This window comes from Streptomyces sp. NBC_01450 (genome assembly GCF_036227505.1).
In the GTDB taxonomy this organism is placed as follows: Bacteria; Actinomycetota; Actinomycetes; order Streptomycetales; family Streptomycetaceae; genus Streptomyces.
The window spans coordinates 9,948,497-9,967,170 of record NZ_CP109480.1 but is presented as its reverse complement, the minus strand read 5'-3'; the positions used below and the strand labels follow the sequence as shown (position 1 = coordinate 9,967,170).

Below are 18,674 nucleotides of genomic sequence, written 5' to 3'. Positions count from 1 at the left end.
CCCGGCAGCCGTACGGGGTCACAGCGTCGTGCGGGATTCGAGGTCGGCGCGGGTGTCGTTGCCGTAGACACCCGTCTCGTCGCCCCGGATCCCGTACCAGAGCTGGAAGCGCGCGACCGCGGCCGTGAGCGTGGAGTCGTAGGTGCCGTTCGTGGAGCCGCGGTCGTACACGTTCGGGATCCGCAGCAGCCGCTGCTGCAGTTCCTTGACCGCGGGGCCGCTGTCCCCTTCGCGGAGGGTGCCCGCGCCGTCCGGGTCGGCGTTCCCGGACGGGGCCGGGGCGGCGGATGTCGTGGGCGCGGCGGTGGGGGGCCGCCCGGCCTGTGCACCGGCGTCCTGGTCGCCGCCGGGCACCAGGAGCGCGAGGGCGAAGCCCACGAGGGCCGCCCCCGTGACCCCGATGACGACCGCCGCGCGGCGCTGCCCCGCGCCCCACCTGGGCGTCGGCTGCCCCGCGGGCCCGCGCCCGTGGTGGACGCCGGGAGCGGCTGCGGGTCTGCGGGCCCCCACCGGTCTCCCGCCCCGGGTGTGACCCTGGGTGTAGTCCTCGCCCACCAGGACGGGTGGAAGTTCCTCGGTCGCGTCCTCGGCCACCTGCGGCATGACGGCGACTTTTGTGGCCGGTACCGCGATGACCTCGTAGTTCTCGTCCGGGTCGGGCCCGTTCTGCTCCTCCCGCACCTCCTTCAGAAGTTGCGCGAGTGCCTCCGTCCGGCGGCGCCGCTGAACATAGGTGGGCTCGATCGCCCGTCGCCCCCCGGGCTGCCCTGGTTCGGACGGTGTAGGCACACTGCTCTCCTTCCGCGTGCGGTTTCACGCCATCCCCGTGGAGTGATACGCGGCCACCGGCCTGGGGGTTCAACGGTGCTCAAGGCCCCGGAGCCCACATGGTCGTACAAAGTGAAGAATGGGCACATAGGGGGTAGGACCACCTTCGGGGAGCGGAGAGGGTCGCCGTGGCTGCGAGCGAGGAACAAGACGTGCTGGCCGCCCGCCAGCGCTTCGACATGGCGGACGCCGCACCGCTGCTGCTCGACGCCCGGATGACGGTGACCAGCTGGACCGCGGACGCCGAGCGGCTGCTGGGGTACGAATCCGCCGAGGTCCTCGGCCGCCCGGCCGCCGACCTGCTGCTCCCGGAGGACGCGGCCCGGATCCCCGAGCTGGCGGCGCGCTGCCGCGACGGCGACGGCTGGGCCGGACTGCTGTCCGCGCTGCACCGGGACGGGCACGCGGTCCGGGTGATGGTCCGGGTCGTCCCGATACGGGAGCGCGGCGGGCCCACGCGCTGGGTGGTGCTGCTCGCCGATCTGGCCGACGGTCCCGGCTGGGACATGAGCCGGTCGGTGCTGGAGCGGATGAACGCCCGCTCACCGGTGGGCATCGCCATCGTGGACACGGACCTGCGCTATGTGTGGTCGAACGCCGCGCTGGAGCAGTTCGGCGGGGGCCCGCCGCACCGGCGGCTGGGGCGCAGGCTCGCCGACATACAGCCGGGCCTGGACGCCGAGACGCTCGAGGCGAAGATGCGCCAGGTGCTGGAGAGCGGCAGGCCGGTCGTCGGGTACGAGCACGTCGGCCGCATACGGTCCGCGCCGCACCGCGAGAGCGCCCACTCCTTGTCGTTCATCCGGCTGGAGGACGACCACGGCCGTCCGATCGGGGTGTACTACACCGTCGTCGACGTCACCGATCGTCACCGTGCGCGAAGGCGGCTGGCGCTGCTCGACCGGGCCGGCGAGCACATCGGGCGCAGCCTGGACGTCCTGCAGACCGCACAGGAGCTGGCCGATGTCGCCGTACCGGGGCTGGCCGACTTCGTCACCGTGGACCTGCTGGAGTCCGTGCTCAGGGGGGCCGAGCCGGTGCCCGGCCGGCTGAGCGACACGGACGTGGTGTCGCTGCGGCGTGCCGGGCAGCAGTCGGTCCGGGCCGGGATCCCCGAAACCGCCGTCGAGGTGGGTGACGCCGCGAGGTACCAGGCGACCTCTCCGCCGGTGCGTGCTCTGGCCGAGGGCCGGTCCTGGCGTGAGGCGCGGCTGGATCCGCTGGCCAGGAAGTGGAGCACGAGCGCCCGCGAGGGCCCGGCCGCCTCGTTCCTCGACCTCGGGCTGCACAGCGCGATGGTCGTGCCCGTCCGGGCCCGCGGCATCACCCTGGGGATCACCACGTTCTTCCGGCGTGACCGCGAGGACCCGTTCGACGAGGACGATCTGACCCTGGCGGAGGAGTTCGTCGGCCGGGCGGCCCTGTGTCTCGACAACGCCCGCCGATACACCCGTGAGCGCGACGCGGCGCTCGTCCTGCAGCGCAATCTGCTCCCGCACCGCTTCCCCGAGCAGAACGCGGTGGAGGTCTCGGCCTGCTACCGGCCCGCGGACGAGCTGACCGGCCTCGCCGGGGACTGGTTCGACGTCATTCCGCTGTCCGGGGCCCGGGTGGCGCTGGTGGTGGGCGAGGTGACCGGTCACGGCATCGACGGCGCCGCCGCCATGGGGCGGCTGCGGGCGGCCGTACAGACCCTCGCGGATCTGGACCTGCCGCCCGAGGAGGTGCTCGCGCACCTGGACGACCTGGTCAGCCGGGCCGCCCGGGAGGAGGGCACCGGCGCGGACACCCTCACCAGCGGGATGCAGGCTGTCGGAGCCAGCTGTCTGTACGTGGTGTACGACCCGGTGAGCGGGCGGTGCGCGATGGCGGCCGCGGGACATCCCGCACCCGCGGTCATCGCTCCCGACGACACCGTCACGTTCGCCGACCTTCCCCGCGGTCCGGCGCTGGGCGTCGCCGGGCTGCCCTTCGAGTCGGTGGAGTTCACCCTGGAGGAGGGCAGTGTGCTGGCCCTGCACACCGACGGGCTGATCGCCACGCCCCGTACGGGGCGGGACCCCGACGCGGGCCGGGAGCGTCTGCGGTACGCACTGGCCTCGCACCACCAGCCGTTGGACGGCCTGTGCCGCACGATCGTGGACGATCTCGTGCCGTCGCGGCCGTACGACGACGTGGCGCTGCTGATGGCGCGCACCCGTCGGCTCAGCGCCGAGCAGGTCGCCACCTGGGACCTGTCCACGGACCCGGCCATGGTCGCCGAGGCCAGGAAAGCGGCCACGCAGCAGCTGACCGCGTGGGGTCTGGACGAGCTGGCCTTCACCACGGAGCTGGTCGTGAGCGAGCTCGTCACCAACGCGATCCGGTACTCCTCGGGGCCGGTCCGGCTGCGTCTGATCACCGAGCAGGCACTGATCTGTGAGGTCTCCGACGGCGGCGCGACCGCCCCGCATCTGCGGCACCCGAAGACGACCGACGAGGGGGGCCGCGGGCTGTTCCTCATCTCCCAGTTCACCCGCCGCTGGGGCACCCGCTACACCCCCGAGGGAAAGGTCATCTGGGCCGAGCAGTCCCTGACCCCCCCAGCCCGTGATGTGACGTGGGGACGCGTGGCCGCGGGTTCAGCAGTCGCGGAACTCGGGTGACTGGTTGAGGATCTGCGAGCGCAGCGAGGTGAACCGGGCGTGGGTCGCCCCGCCCCGGTCCTCGGGGCGGAAGACGGCGACGCGGTGGCAGTTCATGAAGGCGAGGGTGACACCGAAGTGCCGCTCCAGACTGCCGCGGATCGCGTCGCTGGCGAGCGCCCGCAGCAGCTGACCGCGTTCCTTCTCGGAGGGCGGCGGGGTGTGGTTGTCGGTGAACTCGGCAGTCCCGTCGTGGAGTTGGGCGGTCAGGTCGGCGATGAGGTCGTACGCGTACGGCAGGGACGTACGGACGGTGTCCACGAAGTCCGCTTCGCGGACCGGACCGCGTTCGGCTTCGGCCAGCAGCTTCGGGGAGACGTCGAGTGACATGAGAGAGGCAGTCCTGTCGGTAGGTGGTTCGGTGGTGCGCCGGGTCGTACTCGGGTCGCGCTCGGCTCGTTCGTGGGTCGTGCGTGGGAGTTCAGTCGGCAGACGGCTCGAGAGCTGCGGGGCCGTGGCGGAAGCCGGGGTCGATCTGTGCGGAGAGGTCGGTCCCGGTGGCCCGGTCGGCCCAGGCCGCGGCGTTGCGGAGGTGGAAGGCGACGGCGTGTTCCTGGAAGGCCGCCCAGTCCTTGGTACGGGCGTCCAGGGCCGTCCGCATCTGGCGCAGCGCGTGGATGATGTGCGGTTCGAGGTCGCCCTGTGGTCGGCCCTGCTCCTGGGCGCGCACCCATGAGGAGTGCCGGACGTACGTCAGGAGGTGCTCGCCGACATGTTCCTTGAGGAAGAGCAGGTCGTCCTCGCCGGTGACCTTGTTGCCGATCACCGCGATCGGGATGCCGAACTCCTCGGCGTGGTCACGGTACTGGCGGTAGACGGAGACACCCTTGCGGGTCGGCTCGGCGACCAGGAAGGTCATGTCGAAGCGGGTGAACAGCCCGGAGGCGAAGGCGTCGGCCCCGGCGGTCATGTCGACGACGACGTACTCGCCGGGGCCGTCGACGAGATGGTTGAGGTACAGCTCCACCGCTCCGAGTTTGGAGTGGTAGCAGGCCACACCGAGATCGCTCTCCTCGAACTCACCGGTGACCATCAGCGGTACACCGCCGACCCGTTGGAGGTGCGGAGTGTGCACCGGGTCGTCGCCGAGCAGACGCAGCAGGCGTGAGCCGCGGCCCGGCGGGGTGGTCTTGACCATGGCCTCGGACGAGGTGATGCGCGGGTTGCTGCCGCGCAGGTGCGTCTTGATCTCGCCGAGCCGCGCGCTGAGGGGCGGGGCGGCGAAGGTCTCTCCGTCGCCGAGGCCGAGGGCGTGTGCCAGGTGCTGGTTAATGTCGCCGTCGATGGCGACGACGGGCGCGCCGGAGTGCGCCAACTGACGGGAGAAGAGCGCCGACAGCGTGGTCTTGCCACTGCCGCCCTTTCCGACGAAGGCCGCGCGCATGTCAGCCCTCCGGACGCAGCAGGCCGCGCTCGTACGCCTTGGCCAGTCGCTGCGGTACGAGGCGGGTGGCGCCGTCGACGGCGATCGGGGCGAGTTGCACCGTGGCGGCCTTCCACCGGGCGCGGCGGTGGCGGGTGTTGCTGCGGGACATCTTGCGTTTGGGAACGGCCATGTCGGTCTCCAAGGTAGGTGGACACCGCTCACGCTATCTGAAAATGGATCTCATTTCCATGCCGCGCCCGAGGCGTGTCGCGCTGCGTACGGAGCATGCGCGGGGGGTGCGCACGGGGCGCAGACGGCCTTGCGACCAAGGGAAGTTGACAGATTGTTGACCAATTTCATGGCGAGTGGTGACCAACGCCGCCACTATGGTCGGCCGCATGTCCTCACACCCCCCACGGACTCCGGCCCTCCCTGTCCTCCCGTATCGGAAACCGACCCGTGACCGGGACTACTGGGTCTTCGACGATGTGCTGCCCGACGTGGACGCCGTCCGGGCCCGCTGTCTCGCCAAGGACGACTGGGCCAAGGGCTACCCGTACACCTCGGAGAGCTGGCCGGGCCTGCGGACGATGCCGGGGCTCGAACCGGGCGAACTGGCCCATGTGGAACGGCTGGTGAAGAGGGCCACCGGCGCGAAGGAGCTGTGGGTGCAGAGCACGCCCTCCGGGGGCACGCTCAACCACAACTGCGTCCAGGTGGTCGGCAAGGACGAGGGCCAACCGCGGCCGCACACCGACTCCCGCGCGCTGTGCCGCTACGCCGCCGTGCTCTATCTCAACCCGGTCGTACCCAAGAGCTGCGGAACAAGCTTCTACCGGCAGAACCTGCCCGGCGGCCGACTCGGCGGGAACGTGGTGGCGGCTCCGCACAACAACCTCGTCGACGCGCTCGGCACGCGGTTCGTGGCGCCGGACTCCTTCGTCGAGGACCTCGAGGTCCCGCACCGCTACAACCGGCTGCTCCTCTACAACGCCAACCTGATGCACAGCGCCACCGGCTACTGGGGCAGCACGATGGAGGACAAGCGGATGACCGCCGTCTTCTTCTGGATGGCGTGATCCCGTGTAGGCCAGCGGTCATGGCGGTGCGCGTGGTTGATCGGCGGGGAGAGACGCCCTTGGCTTCCACCCGCCATTTCCGGACATGCGCCGGCTACGGCTCGGTTAAGGCATGCTCAAGTCCTGGTGGCCGGACGGTGAGCTCGTCATGATGGGGGCATGACGTTGGCCTCGCGTGCCATGACGCAACTGGCGAACTGGCCGGACCTCGCGGAGGCCCGGCCGAGCTGCGGCACGGGACGGGCGCTGAGTTCGGCACAGGGCGAGATCGTGCATTTCCATTCGGATCACGATGTCGACCTGCACCTCACGGCCCGTGCCATTCAGCGCTTCCAGGATCATCTCAGGGGTGCGACCGCGGTCCACCTAGTGCCCGAATCTCGGTGGGTGACCATACGCCTCGAAGTCAACGCCGACATCAGCCTGCTCCTCACCCTGGTGAGCCTCGCTCTGCAGGCCCACCAGACATGGCCGGTTCCGGGCGACACTCCGTCGGCGGGCTGCAACGACCACCGCGGCATGGTGCTTCCGCGCGACAGCGTCGGCTGAGACGCCGCCGACGAGGGCCGTCAGCGAGAACCCCGAACGGGTTGAGTACGGGCGGGCGGCCCCGGCTACCGTTGCTCCGCATGACGCACACCGAGATCGAGATCACCGCGGAGTTGGTTCGGGATCTACTGCGCGACCAGCACCCCGACCTGGCCGATCGCCCTGTGCGGCTCGGCGCGCGTGGCTGGGACAACCAGCTGTGGCGGCTCGGCGACGACCTCGCCGTCCGGTTGCCCTGGGCGACGCAGTCCGCGGACGCGCTGCTGCGCAAGGAGTACACCTGGGTGCCCTCCCTCGCCCCGCGCCTTCCTCTGCAGGTCCCCGTCCCGCAACGCCTCGGCGAGCCCTCCGAGCGGTTCCCGCGCCCCTGGATCGTCACCACCTGGGTGCCGGGCGCACCCGCCGACCGCGCCCCCGCCACGAGCGCTGCGGAGGCGGCCGACACCTTGGCCACCTTCCTGACGGCTCTTCACCGGCCCGCTCCCGACGCGGCGCCCGTCGGCGGCTATGGCCGCGGGGGGCCGCTGGCCGAGCGTGCCGAGCCGTTCGCCAAGCAGCTCACTTCGGCCACCGAGCTGGGGCTGGTCCCCGATCCGGATGCCGTCCGCGCGGTCTGGGAAGACGCCGTCGCCGCACCCGCCTGGGCGGGCCCGGCACTGTGGCTCCACGGCGACCTGCATCCGGCCAACGTCCTCACCGCGGAGGGCACCTTCTGCGGCGTGATCGACTTCGGCGATCTCTGCGCGGGCGATCCGGCCTGTGACCTCGCCGCCGCTTGGGTGCTCCTGCCGGACGACGCCACCGACCGCTTCCACTCCGCCTACCAGCCGACCCCGGACCCCGCGACCCTGCGCCGCGCCCGCGGCTGGGCCGTGCTGCAAGCCCTCGGCGGCATCCTCATCGGAGAGGCCGGCATCCACGGCCGCCCCGGTGGCAAGCCGACCTGGGGCCCACCCGCCCACACCGCCCTGCGACGCCTCACCGCGACAGCCCGCTGAACGACCGGCCCGAGCAGGCCACCGTCACCGACGAGACCATGACCACCACAGCCAGCGCGAAATCCTCGGCCTCCGACGCAGAGGCGGACTCCCGCATCAGACGGAACCTGTACGCCACTCCCCGGGACGCAACCCCAGGCGCCAGTCGCCTACGACGCTGCGGCGTAGCCGGCGGACCTCGATCCAACGTTCGTCGACCAGGGCGAACGCGCGCCTCTCCTGCTCCCCCGCACTGCGGGCCCGCTGGGCCGCCAGCTGCGCGGCATGCTCAGCACCCGCAGCCCGGGGAACCACGTAGTAATGCCGCATCAGCGTGCCGGTGGCAGTCCGGAAACGGAAGCCCACCAGCCACTGCTCGTCACCGTGCAACGCCCGCGGAGGGGCGTCCGAGCCAGAAGAACGCGCGGAGTTCATCGGGTTCCCGCAATAGGCGGGATCCGAAGCTGTGGTCAGGGTTGTCATGACGGTGTCCACTCTCAGGCTGGTCTGTACGGTTGTGCGTTGTACCGGCTGAGCGCTTCCCGAAGACCGCTCCCACCACCGATGACTTCGAGTCTCCCCAGATGCCGGATGGGCAGGAAGGGCGAGGGTTTCCTGGGAGAGGCAGTCCCAGTCAGCGGATGCCCCCGCCGCACCCGGCAGACGCCACCAGGCAAGGCGAACAGGTCGTGGACCGTGGCCGCCGGTCAGTGATGCGGGAGGACTGCTGGTCGGTGCCGTAGAGGGCGTTGACCGCGTCGACGGCGGGGGATCGCGGTCTGCAGGCCGATCTGCGCGTCGGACGTGGGGCGAGAGCCACGGTGGTGCTGGTGTCCTCCGCAGGTCCTAGCAATTCGCACAGCGTCGCGCGCTCATCAGCATGCCCGTGGAAGGGCGCGATATGAGCCCGCTGACCAACGCGGCCTTCGTCCGGGCCAAGCCCGGCCGAGGAGAAGACCTTGGACAGCGCTCGCTCGCCTCGGTAGCGCCGACTCGCCGTCAGGCGGCGGTGTCCGGCTCGCTCGGTACGGCGGTACGGGCCCCGCCCGTGAGGGGCTCGGTCGACCAGGTCGCCAGGAGCCGCAGGGCGGTTTCGGAGGAGGAGCCGGGCTCGGTGCTGTAGATGAACAGGGTCTGGTTGCTGTCGCCGGGCAGGGCGAGAGCTTGGTAGGTGACGGTGAGGTCCCCGACGACGCGATGGTGGTAGCTCTTGGTCCCCTCGGTTCGCTCGTGGACCCTGCGCTCGGCCCAGCACGCGCGGAAGTACTCACTGCGCACGGCGAGTTCGCCGACCAGTTCGCCCAGTTGCGGGTCCTCGGGGTGGCGCCCGGCGTCCATGCGCAGCATGGCGGCGGTGTCCGCGGCGACGGTCTCCCAGTCCGCGTACAGCTCGCGGGCGGCGGGGCTGAGGAAGAGGAACCGGCTCTGGTTGCGCTCGTTCGCGGGCATGGCGTCGAAGTCGGCGATCAGTGCACGAGAGAGCGGGTTGGAGGCCACCACGTCGGTGCGCCGGCCCAGCACGAATGCGGGGCAGTAGGCGGCATCCAGGGTGGTCAGCAGCTGATGGACGGCTGGGCTGACCTGCTCGGCCGGGGAAGGCACGGACCGCCGGGGCTGGGTGGGGCGCCGATTCGCAAGGTCGAACAGGTGTGCGTGCTCGGTTTCGTCGAGGCGCAACGCCGTCGCCAGAGACTCGAGGATCTCCGGCGAGGCGGTACGGCAGCGCCCCTGCTCCAGGCGCGTGTAGTAGTCGACGCTGACGCCTGCCAACTGGGCGAGCTCCTCACGGCGCAGGCCCGGGACACGACGCCGGGCGGACTTGGGCATTCCCGCGTCTGCGGGATTGATCCGGCCTCGGCACGAACGGAGAAATTCTCCCAGCTCCACGATCTGGTTCATGCCGTCATTCTCCGCAATGCCCGCGGGCATGGGGAGACGCAAGGGTGGCCGTAACACACCCAGGAAAGGATGGCCCAGTCTCGCGGCTGTGAGCGGACGCGCTTTTCTGGCTTTCCTCACCCGCGGCATCGCGTTCCCTGGTCCGGGTTCGGCGGGTGCTGGTACGCATCCCTGCCTCCGGGTCCGCTCCTCAACAAGGGCCGACGAACGGGGCGCGTACGCGCGGTGGCACGCGGTACAGGTGCGGTTCCTCACCGGCATGGTCGCGCAACGCGGGCCGTCCGCTGTCGGCCCAGCCCGTAGAGAGCCGACGGCGGAAGGGGCACTCCGTAGCCTGGGAAAATTTCTCCCAGGAAACTCCCGGCCTTCCTGCCCCTTGCGATGCCTCACAGAATCGAATGCGTCGGAGGAAAACCCCGATGAACATGTGAAAGAGAAGCAGAGAAAGAGGCCTGATCGTGGCTACTTGGTTCGTTACCGGCGCATCCCGAGGTATCGGTGCGGAGATTGCCCGCGCAGCGCTGGCGGAAGGCAACAACGTCGTGGTCGGCGTACGGAACCCGGAGCGGGTACCGGCCGATCTGAAGAATTCCGACAAGGTTTTCGCGGTCGCGCTGGATGTGACCGACAACGACAGCATTCCGCAGGCCATTGAGGCGGCCCTGGACCGGTTCGGCGGCATCGACGTCCTGGTGAACAACGCCGGCCGCGGCCTGCTGGGCGCGCTGGAGGAGATCACCGACGCGGAGGCCCGGTCACTGTTCGACCTGAATGTCTTCGGCCTGATCAACGTCACCCGCGCCGTCCTGCCCGTCATGCGTAAGCAGGGTTCCGGCAGGCTCGTGCACATCGGTTCACGGTCGGGTTTCGAGGGTGAACCCGGTGTCAGCCTGTACTGCGCGTCGAAGTTCGCGGTCGCCGGCATCAGCGAAGCGCTGTCCGTCGAGATGGCGCCGTTCGGGATCCAGTCGATGGTGGTCGAGCCGGGGGTCTTCCGCACCGACTTCCTCGACGCCAGTTCTCTGTCGGTCGCCGCGAACCGTATCGCCGACTACGACGACACCCCCGCCCACGTGACGCTGGACTGGATCGACCGGGCCAACCACGCCCAGCTCGGCGACCCCGTCAAGGGCGCCGCCCTCATCGTCGAGGTCGCTTCCACCGAGAAGCTGCCCACGCACCTCTACCTCGGACGCGACACCCTCGAGCGTCTCGACGTCAAGTACCAGCAGGTGCAGGACGACCTCGCCCCCTGGCGCGAGAAGTCCGCCGCCACCGCCCACGACGACGCCGCCTGAGTTCACCGATCGCCGGGGTACGCGCCCTCGCCCCTGCGCGTGGGGCCTCACAACTGCTCGGCCGGGTCAGCTCCCCCCTCGCGGCCCGGCCGGGCACCCCCGGCCCGCGACGGATCCCCCTCGGCGGATTCCGCGTTCGCCACTTCCACCACGTACGCGAAGGAACCTGTCATGTCTGCTCTCCTCACCGGAACCCCCTTGGCCGGCCGTGTCGCTGTCGTCTCCGGCGCCTCCAGCGGCATGGGCGCCGTCACCGCCGAACGACTCGCCGAACTCGGCGCCACCGTGGTCGTACTCGCCCGGCGCAAGGACAAACTGGAGAACGTCGTCAAGAGCATCGAGGCCTCCGGCGGAACCGCCCTCGCCCTGGCCGTCGACGTCACCGACCGCACCGCCGTCCAGACCGCCGCCGACCAGGTAGCCGAACGCTTCGGCAAGGCCGACCTCGTGTTCAACAACGCCGGCGTCCAGCTCATCTCCGGCATCGAGGAACTCAAGGTCGACGACTGGCAGCGCCAGATCGACCTCAACATCAGCGGCCTGATGAACGTCATCGCCGCCTTCCTCCCCCACCTGACCGACTCCGCCGCCCACGGCAAGCCCGCCGACCTGATCAACACCTCCTCCATCGCGGCCACCCGCATCCTTGCGAAGTTCTCCATCTACTCCGGCACCAAGGCCTACATCAGCCACCTCACCAGGCTCCTCCGCGTCGAACTCGGCCCCAAGATGGTCCGCGTCGCCACCATCGAACCCGGCATGGTCGACACCGAACTGCCCGACCACGTCACCGACCCCGACGCCTCCAAGCTGATGGCCGACCTCATCCACGACATCGACTGCCTCCAGAGCGCCGACATCGCCGAAACCATCGCCTTCATGGCCGCCGTCCCCCGCCACGTCAACCTCACCGAGATCACCATCATGCCCACCGCCCAGGCCATCTGAGTCATCGGATCCAGTGGGGCTGCCACCTTCCAGGGCAGCCCCACCGAGGCGCTTGAGGAGGAGCGCCGTGCCCGCCGCTTCCGGAGGCAGGGGCGATGCGCAGCCGGGCCCATGGCTGATTCGGGTGGCTCGGCTCAGAACACCACCATGGTGGCCAACGAGGACCCGACCGACGGCGTCAGGCCTGCTGCCCGGACGCAACCGGCCCGCGCGATCCGCTGATTGGAGCAAGTCCCGACCGCTCGATTCGGATGGGACAAGGGCCTTGGCGTGACGCCCGCGGAGCGGGTGCGCGGACGCGTCGACGTCATTCCCGTCCACGGATCAAGGACCAGGCGAGATGCGAGAGATACTCGACGGCCGTCGATCCGTCCGGACCGCCCACACCGCCGAAGCTGCCCTGCGCCCACTGCGTGATGAGCGCGATCAGCCCACCGCTCACGTATTGGGCACGCACCTGGAGAACCGCCTCGTTCGCCTTCTCCGGGTCGGCGTCGGCGGTGAGTTGCTCGAACCACGCCTGGGCGAGCCGACGATGCAGGCGGGCGACGAAGCGGGGGCTGCCGTCCTCCCCCAACATGCGCCCGTAGAGGGCGCGGTGACGGTCGACGTGGGTGAACAGCTTGACGAGATGTCCGGGCGCGGGGTCCCTCTCCGAGGTCGGGAACCCTCCTGCTGCGGCCAGCCGACAGGCGCGCACCGCGTCGACGATGTCGCTCATGGTGCTGTCGGTCGCATCGAGGAGGAGGTCCTCCCGGTCCTTGTAGTGGAGGTACACCGTCGCGCGGTTCACCTCGGCCCGCTCCGCGATCTCCGCCATGGTGACGGTCTCCAGGTCGCGCTCCGTCGTAAGTTCCAGGACAGCCGCACGCAGTTGCGCTCTTGTCCGGCGGGCGCGGGGGTCCCGTGAGGCACCACGTGTGTTCGACATGTTCTGCATGGCAATCAGTTTCCACGACCCTCGCCGCAAAAGCAACGCGTGTCATTTAAGCGACAGGCGTCGTATAGCCGCGTCGGGGCGGAGTACTGGCAGGCGTGCACTCCTTCGGCATGCACTGAAGCAGGCCGGCCCGACGGCGGACGACATCGACGCCATGGAGATCGACGAGGCCTTCGCTCCCGTCGCCCTCGCCGCGCCTGCGCACGTCGCCTTCCCTCCCCGCGCTCAAGTCAGCGTCCGTACACGGGATTCATGGCGGCCGCGATCCGCAGATGCACGGCCGCGTCATCGCCCCTCCCCTGCCTTTCCAGTACACGTCCGAGCAGCAGACGGGCGTAGGAGTCGTCGGGCGACTCGGCAACCAGTTGCTCCAGTGCTGTTTCGGCCCTGCCCAGTTGAGCGGAATGAAAGTACGCACGCGCGGCCAGCAGACGCACACCCCGGTCATCCGCCTGCTCGTCAAGGAGTGGGCGGAGCATGAAGAGGCAGCCCAGCGGATCGCCGAGATCCAGCAGTGCCTCGGACTGCCGGAAGCGGCTCACCTCCGCGGGAAGGCTCCTTTCCGTCCCACCTTCGCTGCCGCGCAGGAATTGCGCGACACGGGCTCCCCCTGCCGGCCCGAGAGCGCCCTCTCCAGTCGACGCTTCCCGATGTAGGCCCACGCACAGACGACATCCGCCCAGACTTCGACTCTCATGCACGCACGGTATGCAACGCACGTCGCTTAAACAACACGCGTCGAATACGTCTCCGGCCCCCATCCACTTCGCCGCACGGCATCCGCCGTATCGGCCGCATCGCCGCATCGCCGCATCGCCGCATCGCCGCATCGCCGCCCAGACGATCCTTGCGATGGCGGTTGTCCGGGCATGCCTGGGTGGGACAGGGGGCAGCACACACGCGGGACGTCGGCCTGGGGTTCCCATCCATCGGAGGCGGTGCATGACGCTGGAAGAGCTGATCGCGGCGGCCGTGTCGCTGACCGTGCTGTACGCGAAGAGGATTGCCGCTGGTCTGGCCGACCGGGCAGCGGAGAGTACGGAGCAGGCGGCAGCGGAACATCTGGGCAGGCTGCGGGCATGGATGGTCACACGGCTGCACGGGCACGGCGGCGAGTCAGCTGTCGAGCAGCTCGGCGTGTCCCCGGTGGCCCGCGGGTTGGTCCGGCAGCAGCTGGCGGAAGCACTTCACGCGGACCCCCACGCCGCAGGGGAGCTCGAGGCCCTCATTGTGCCGGCCAGGGCCGCCGTGCTGAACGGCGGCTTTCTGTCTCCCGCCGCCCACCTCCCCGTACCCCGTCAACTTCCTCCCGTACCAGGTGATTTCACCGGTCGTGACAGGGAGCGGCACCTGCTGGAAGCGGAGCTGAGTTCACCCTCGGGGAGCAGGGTCTGTCTGATACACGGTCCGGGCGGGATCGGAAAAACGGTCACGGCGTTGCAGGTCGCCCATCGTCTGGCGGCGGTATTCCCCGATGGTCAGCTCTTCGCCGACCTCCGCGGAGCCGATCCGGTCCCGGCGGCACCTGACGAGGTGCTGGGCACCTTTCTGCGGTCCCTGGGCGTGTCCCCGGAGGCGATCCCGGACACCCCTGAGGGACGAACCGGCTTGTTCCGTTCCGAGTTGGCCGCACGTCGCGTTCTGCTCCTGCTGGACAATGCCGCGGACGAAGAGCAGGTTCGGCCACTGCTGCCAGGAACCGGGCAGTGCGCCACGCTGATCACCAGCCGTACGCCCCTGGCAGTGCTCGCTGTCACGCAACGCACCCTGCTGGCGGCCCTCCCCGAGCAAGAGGCCTGGGACCTGCTGGGCCGGATCTGTGGGACGGAACGCATCGCTGCCGAAGCCGATGCCGGCCGGGAGGTCATCCGGCTGTGCGGAGGCCTCCCGCTCGCGCTCCGCGTCGCAGGAGCCCGCCTGGCGGCGTTCCCCACCCGTCCGGTCAGCCGACTCACCCGCGATCTCACTGACGAGCGTGGTCGCTTGGATGTGATGAGTTTCGGCGACACCACCGTGCGCTCGGTGTTCCAGACCAGTTACCAGGCATGTTCCGCTCAGCAACAGCAGGCGTTTCGCCTGCTGTCCGCGCTGGAGACGCCCAGTCTGCCCGCATGGGCCCTGGCACCACTGCTGGGCGTCGACTCTGCCACTGCCGCCGCCTGCCTCGACCGGCTCTTGCTCATCCACCTCGTAGGGGCCCACCAGCCCGAGGCGGGGAGCGAGCGGATCGTCCTGCACGACCTCGCCCGCCTGTTCTCACGGGAGTTGTCCACCCAGCGGCCGCAGGCCGAGGCCGACGCTGCCGTTCAACGCCTCTTGGGGGCCTATCTGGCCGCCGCGGACACGGCCGACGCCGCTCTGCGCCCCGCCGGGCGGCGGCATACCGGGCGCAACGGCGCGGCCCGGTATCCGCCACCGTCGGATGCGCTGCCAGGCACTGCTACAGATGCGATCAGATGGTTCGACGTTGAGCGCGGTGTCCTGCTGGCGGCAGTGAAACATGCTCACGCGGCCGGCTGGTGGGACCTGTGCTGGGAGATCACGGACGCCATGAGTGTCTCCCTGGAACACCAGTGGCGTTGGCGGGAAAGCCGGCAGGCCCATCTGCTCGCTCTGGACGCGGCCGGTCGTCTGGCGGACGGCGGAGCACGAGCCGCCTTGCTCCGCAACATGGGAGAGGCCCTGCGCGACGGGGGAACCGATCTTCAAGGGGCCGAAAGCTGCTTCACCGAAGCGATCGGCCTCTTCCGCGACCTCGGCGACGACTACGGACTGAGCGACGCCCTGGGCAACTTGGCCATCCTGCGGCGTCAGCAGGGCCGGCTGAGGGAGAGTGCCGACGGCCTGGCCACCGCCGAGGACATCTTCCGCTCCCTCCCCCTGGAGCGCGGGCTGGCCTGGACCCTGCGTGAACAGGCCGTCATCAGCCGCCACCGCGGCGAGTACGCGTCGGCGCTCGGCAAACTCGACCGAGCCGCGGCTCTGTTCACCGCGAACGACGAACCCCGTGGAGTGGCTTGGGTGCTGCGCACCCGAGCCGATACCGAGGCCGAGAGCATCACGCGCGGCTGCCCCCTGCCCCGCCACTGGTACGACGGCCCATGGCCGGGGCAGCTCCCCGCCCGCCCTACGGACGATCCGCTCTGGGCACAAGCCCGCGCCCACTACGCGGACGCCGAGCTGATCATGGAAGAAGTAGGCGACCACCGCGCTCGCACCTGGGCCCTCCTCGGCCGGGCCGAGATGGCCCTGCACGACGGCGACCGCCGGACGGCCACCGGCCTCGTCCAACAGGCGCGCCTGCGATCCGAGTCGCACTCCGATCACCGTGCCTTGGGCCGGGCGTTGACGGTGCGGGCCTTGCTCCGTGCGGAGGAAAAGAACCTCGACGAGGCGATCTCTCTCGCCGAATCAGCCGTCTCCATCCACCGACACCTGCTGCCGGACCAGGTCGGCGAAGCCGTCGCCGCCCTCCGGCTCGCCCGCCTCTACGGTGCCGCACAGCGCCACCGGAACCTGCTCACCACACTCGAACGGGCCCATACCCTCTACCAGGCAACCGGGATGCCCTTCCCACAAGCCCCGGCCGATGTCCTGCTGGAAGCTCTGGCCCAGCCGATACCGAAGCCTCCCCGACATCGGTTCCGGCTCTTCTGAGCCGACCAGGAGTCACTTCGTCGCGGCCGCACACACGGGGCTGCCGGATGACATCCGCCCAGCCGCGTACTTGTGTTCATCCGCATGTTCTTTCAGGGGGCGGGGGGCCGCCTTGGTCTATGCCATCTCCCTGCTCGCCGACTCCGTGGGCGGACGACTGGAGCAAGGACATCCTCATGCTCAGGCGCTGCTCCTCGGTGTCCAGATGGCGTTGTACCCGGCGCACCACGTTGTCATCGATCAATGCTTGGTTGCGCAGGTCGTTCAGTGCGGCACGCTTGACGCCGAGGAGCGCGGCCTCGAGCGCATATGTGGTGCTGATCTGACGCTCGCGGCAAAGTACTTGGTCGTGGGTTCGGTCCGAAGCGGGTGCGGCCTGTTTGCGCAGGTCTTTCGCGATGTGGGCCGTGATCGCCTCGGGCACGGGGAACCGGTCGGCCAGGGCCGGCAGCTCTGCCAGCGCGGTGTGGGCCAGTTGACGTACGGCGAGTGCCTCCTCCGCTGCCTCGTCGGCGTCTTCGGTGAATCGCGCGCCGCGCACGACTGCCGGGAGGGCCGGACCGAGTACGGCGAGGGTGACGGTGATGACCACCACGGTGATGAAGATGACCGCGTCGCGCTGCGCCAGGGGTTGGCCATCGGCCGTTGTCGCGGGGATCGACAGTGCTGCGGCGAGGGAGATCGCTCCGCGCATCCCGGCCCACGCCAGTGGCAGTCGTTGTCGTGCGCCGATGCGGCGTTGACGTTGCTGCCTGCGGCGGTCCACCAGGCGGATCAGGTAGGGGACCGTGTAGAACCATGCGACGCGGGCGGCGATGACGGTCGCGCTGACCGCGGCGGCAATCATGGTCGCCTGAAGCAGCGAGATGGAGGCCAGCGCGCGGACGGCGGCGGGCGTCTGGATGCCGACCAGGACGAACAGCGCACCGTTGAGCAGGAACGCGGTGACTTCCCAGAAGGCGGTGGCCTCCAAACGGGCGTCGGAACGGATGAGTCCGGGTCCTACGCGGCTGGTGACCAGTGCGCAGGTGACCACGGCAAGGACGCCCGAGACGTGCAGGGCTTCGGCGGGCAGGAAGGCGACGAACGGGGTGGCGACGCTCAGGCCGCTGTGCAGGCTGCGGTCTTTCAGGTGTCGGCGCACAGGGATCAGGGCCAGAGCGATCGCCGCGCCGATGACCGCGCCGCCGGCGTAGGACTCCACGAAGCGCAGCGTGGTGCCGGCCCAGGAGAACGGCTCGCCTGTGGTGAGGAGTTCCAGGCTCACGGCGAGAAGCACCAGGGCTGTGCCGTCGTTGAGGAGGCTCTCAGTGCGCAGCAGTGTCACGATGCGTCGCGGCATGGCGGTCACCACCGCGGCGACCGCCGCGACGTCAGTGGGTGCCAGCACCGCTCCGAGGACGAAGGCGATCGGCCATGCGTAGCCGAGCGCATGCGCGACCGCGGCTACGGCAAGCGCGGTCACCAGAACGAGGCCGGTCGACTGCAGGACGATCGACCGGAAGTTCGTCTTGATCTCGCGCAGCGACGTGGTCAGCGCCTCCCAGTACAGGAGTGCCGGCAAGAAGACCAGAAGCACCGCGTCGGGCGGCAGGTCGACACGGTCGAAGTGCGGGGTGAGGCCGATGAGGACGCCTCCGCCCAGAAGCATCAACGGCTCGCTCAGGTGGAGACGGCGGGCCAGCCAGGTCATCAGCAGCACCGCGACAAGGACCACGGCAATGAGTTCGAGGCCTGTCATGGGTCGTTCCTCATCCCGAGGGGGTGTTCCGGGCGTCGGGTAGACGGTGGTCCGCAAGCGAGGCAGGTGGCGAGGACGTTCACAGGAGGTATTGCCACTTGGTCATGTGGTCTTTGAGGTCGACGGTTTCGCCGTCCAGCGTGAAGGTGCCGTCGCCGCGGTGGTGGAACATCTGCGGGTGCGGCTGGGACGGATCCACCCAGGCCCGGACCGCTTCGAGGACGAACAGGCTGTAGGCGCCGACCAGGGTGGTGTCGGCGACCTTGCATTCGATGTTCGCGAAACACTCGGCGATCAGCGGTGCTTCGACCTGCTGTGCGGCCAGCGGGGTCAGGTCGAACTCCTGGAACTTGTCCACGTCCTGGCCCGAGCAGTTGCCGATGTCGACCGTGGTCTCGGCAAGTTCGCTGCCGGGGATGGAGATGACGCATTCCCCGGTATCCCGCAGCGCGGTGTAGCTGTGGTCCCACGGTCCGATGGTGCAGCCGATCAGCGGCGGGGCGTGGCGGATCATCATGTTGAACCCGTTGGTCATCACGTTCGGGATGCCACGGTGCTGTGTGGTCACCAGGATCACCGGGCCGGGCTCGATCAGTCGGTGGACCTGATCCAAGGGGTGTTCCTGCAAATCACTGACAGTGATCATCGCTGCTCTCCTGAGACGTACGGGCCGCGGCCGAGGAGACGGTCGCTGTTTCGGAGAATGTA

General features: G+C 69.7%; 18 protein-coding genes. 7 read left to right on the top strand and 11 right to left on the bottom strand.

Annotated features, from left to right (window positions below):
- Positions 1-18 precede the first annotated feature (18 nt).
- Complete coding sequence (locus OG568_RS44500; protein WP_329535686.1) at positions 19-789, bottom strand: peptidoglycan-binding domain-containing protein; 771 nt, start codon at positions 787-789, stop codon at positions 19-21.
- 167 nt (positions 790-956) lie between these two features.
- Between OG568_RS44500 and OG568_RS44495 the strand changes: the two genes are divergently transcribed.
- A complete protein-coding gene (locus OG568_RS44495; protein WP_329535685.1) occupies positions 957-3,473 on the top strand; it encodes a SpoIIE family protein phosphatase in 2,517 nt (838 codons plus the stop codon).
- Here OG568_RS44495 and OG568_RS44490 read toward each other — a convergent pair.
- From OG568_RS44490 to rpmF, 3 genes are all read right to left on the bottom strand, one after another.
- The gene (locus OG568_RS44490) at positions 3,450-3,842 is read right to left on the bottom strand and encodes an SCO5389 family protein (RefSeq protein WP_329535684.1); all 393 of its coding nucleotides are present in this window, start codon (positions 3,840-3,842) and stop codon (positions 3,450-3,452) included. The two genes, OG568_RS44495 and OG568_RS44490, sit on opposite strands and share 24 nt — an antisense overlap.
- A gap of 91 nt (positions 3,843-3,933) precedes the next feature.
- On the bottom strand, positions 3,934-4,896 hold the full coding sequence (locus OG568_RS44485; protein WP_329535683.1) for an ATP-binding protein: 963 nt from the start codon (positions 4,894-4,896) through the stop codon (positions 3,934-3,936).
- A 1-nt stretch (position 4,897) separates the two neighbouring features.
- Positions 4,898-5,068: a 50S ribosomal protein L32 gene (gene rpmF / locus OG568_RS44480; protein WP_329535682.1), complete on the bottom strand. Its 171-nt coding sequence runs from the start codon at positions 5,066-5,068 to the stop codon at positions 4,898-4,900.
- 208 nt (positions 5,069-5,276) lie between these two features.
- Here rpmF and OG568_RS44475 point away from each other — a divergent pair, with 208 nt between their 5' ends.
- The 3 genes from OG568_RS44475 (at position 5,277) to OG568_RS44465 (ending at position 7,504) form a co-directional block, all read left to right on the top strand.
- Positions 5,277-5,957, top strand: a complete 681-nt coding sequence (locus OG568_RS44475) for a DUF6445 family protein (RefSeq protein ID WP_329535681.1) — start codon at positions 5,277-5,279, stop codon at positions 5,955-5,957.
- Positions 5,958-6,116: 159 nt separating this feature from the next.
- Positions 6,117-6,506: a luciferase domain-containing protein gene (locus tag OG568_RS44470; protein ID WP_329535680.1), complete on the top strand. Its 390-nt coding sequence runs from the start codon at positions 6,117-6,119 to the stop codon at positions 6,504-6,506.
- Between the two features lie 80 nt (positions 6,507-6,586).
- Positions 6,587-7,504 (top strand): aminoglycoside phosphotransferase family protein, encoded by a 918-nt coding sequence (locus tag OG568_RS44465; RefSeq protein WP_329535679.1) that lies wholly within the window; start codon positions 6,587-6,589, stop codon positions 7,502-7,504.
- A 96-nt stretch (positions 7,505-7,600) separates the two neighbouring features.
- Here the strand turns inward: OG568_RS44465 and OG568_RS44460 are convergent, their stop codons facing one another.
- Positions 7,601-7,966 carry a hypothetical protein gene (locus OG568_RS44460; RefSeq protein ID WP_329535678.1) on the bottom strand — a complete coding sequence of 122 codons (366 nt, stop codon included), beginning with the start codon at positions 7,964-7,966 and terminating at the stop codon, positions 7,601-7,603.
- Between the two features lie 516 nt (positions 7,967-8,482).
- On the bottom strand, positions 8,483-9,382 hold the full coding sequence (locus OG568_RS44455) for a helix-turn-helix transcriptional regulator (protein WP_329535677.1): 900 nt from the start codon (positions 9,380-9,382) through the stop codon (positions 8,483-8,485).
- Positions 9,383-9,840: 458 nt separating this feature from the next.
- Here OG568_RS44455 and OG568_RS44450 point away from each other — a divergent pair, with 458 nt between their 5' ends.
- Positions 9,841-10,680 carry an SDR family NAD(P)-dependent oxidoreductase gene (locus OG568_RS44450; RefSeq protein WP_329535676.1) on the top strand — a complete coding sequence of 280 codons (840 nt, stop codon included), beginning with the start codon at positions 9,841-9,843 and terminating at the stop codon, positions 10,678-10,680.
- A gap of 47 nt (positions 10,681-10,727) precedes the next feature.
- On the opposite strand, the gene OG568_RS44445 is transcribed toward OG568_RS44450, so the two are convergent.
- Entirely contained in the window at positions 10,728-10,853 is a 126-nt protein-coding gene (locus OG568_RS44445) for a hypothetical protein (RefSeq protein WP_329535675.1), read from the bottom strand.
- On the opposite strand from OG568_RS44445, the gene OG568_RS44440 reads away from it, so the two are divergent.
- Positions 10,852-11,628, top strand: a complete 777-nt coding sequence (locus OG568_RS44440) for an SDR family oxidoreductase (protein WP_329535674.1) — start codon at positions 10,852-10,854, stop codon at positions 11,626-11,628. The genes OG568_RS44445 and OG568_RS44440 overlap by 2 nt on opposite strands.
- A gap of 307 nt (positions 11,629-11,935) precedes the next feature.
- Here OG568_RS44440 and OG568_RS44435 read toward each other — a convergent pair whose 3' ends face one another.
- Together OG568_RS44435 and OG568_RS44430 are read right to left on the bottom strand one after the other, a co-directional pair.
- The gene (locus OG568_RS44435; RefSeq protein WP_329535673.1) at positions 11,936-12,559 is read right to left on the bottom strand and encodes a TetR/AcrR family transcriptional regulator; all 624 of its coding nucleotides are present in this window, start codon (positions 12,557-12,559) and stop codon (positions 11,936-11,938) included.
- A gap of 239 nt (positions 12,560-12,798) precedes the next feature.
- Positions 12,799-13,110, bottom strand: coding sequence for a tetratricopeptide repeat protein (locus OG568_RS44430; RefSeq protein ID WP_329535672.1), 312 nt, complete (start codon positions 13,108-13,110; stop codon positions 12,799-12,801).
- A gap of 400 nt (positions 13,111-13,510) precedes the next feature.
- On the opposite strand from OG568_RS44430, the gene OG568_RS44425 reads away from it, so the two are divergent.
- Entirely contained in the window at positions 13,511-16,225 is a 2,715-nt protein-coding gene (locus tag OG568_RS44425) for an NB-ARC domain-containing protein (RefSeq protein WP_329535671.1), read from the top strand.
- Positions 16,226-16,301: 76 nt separating this feature from the next.
- Here the strand turns inward: OG568_RS44425 and OG568_RS44420 are convergent, their stop codons facing one another.
- Together OG568_RS44420 and OG568_RS44415 are read right to left on the bottom strand one after the other, a co-directional pair.
- Positions 16,302-17,966 carry a Na+/H+ antiporter gene (locus OG568_RS44420; protein ID WP_329535670.1) on the bottom strand — a complete coding sequence of 555 codons (1,665 nt, stop codon included), beginning with the start codon at positions 17,964-17,966 and terminating at the stop codon, positions 16,302-16,304.
- Between the two features lie 79 nt (positions 17,967-18,045).
- Positions 18,046-18,612: a flavin reductase family protein gene (locus OG568_RS44415; protein WP_329535669.1), complete on the bottom strand. Its 567-nt coding sequence runs from the start codon at positions 18,610-18,612 to the stop codon at positions 18,046-18,048.
- Between the last annotated feature and the right edge of the window lie 62 nt (positions 18,613-18,674).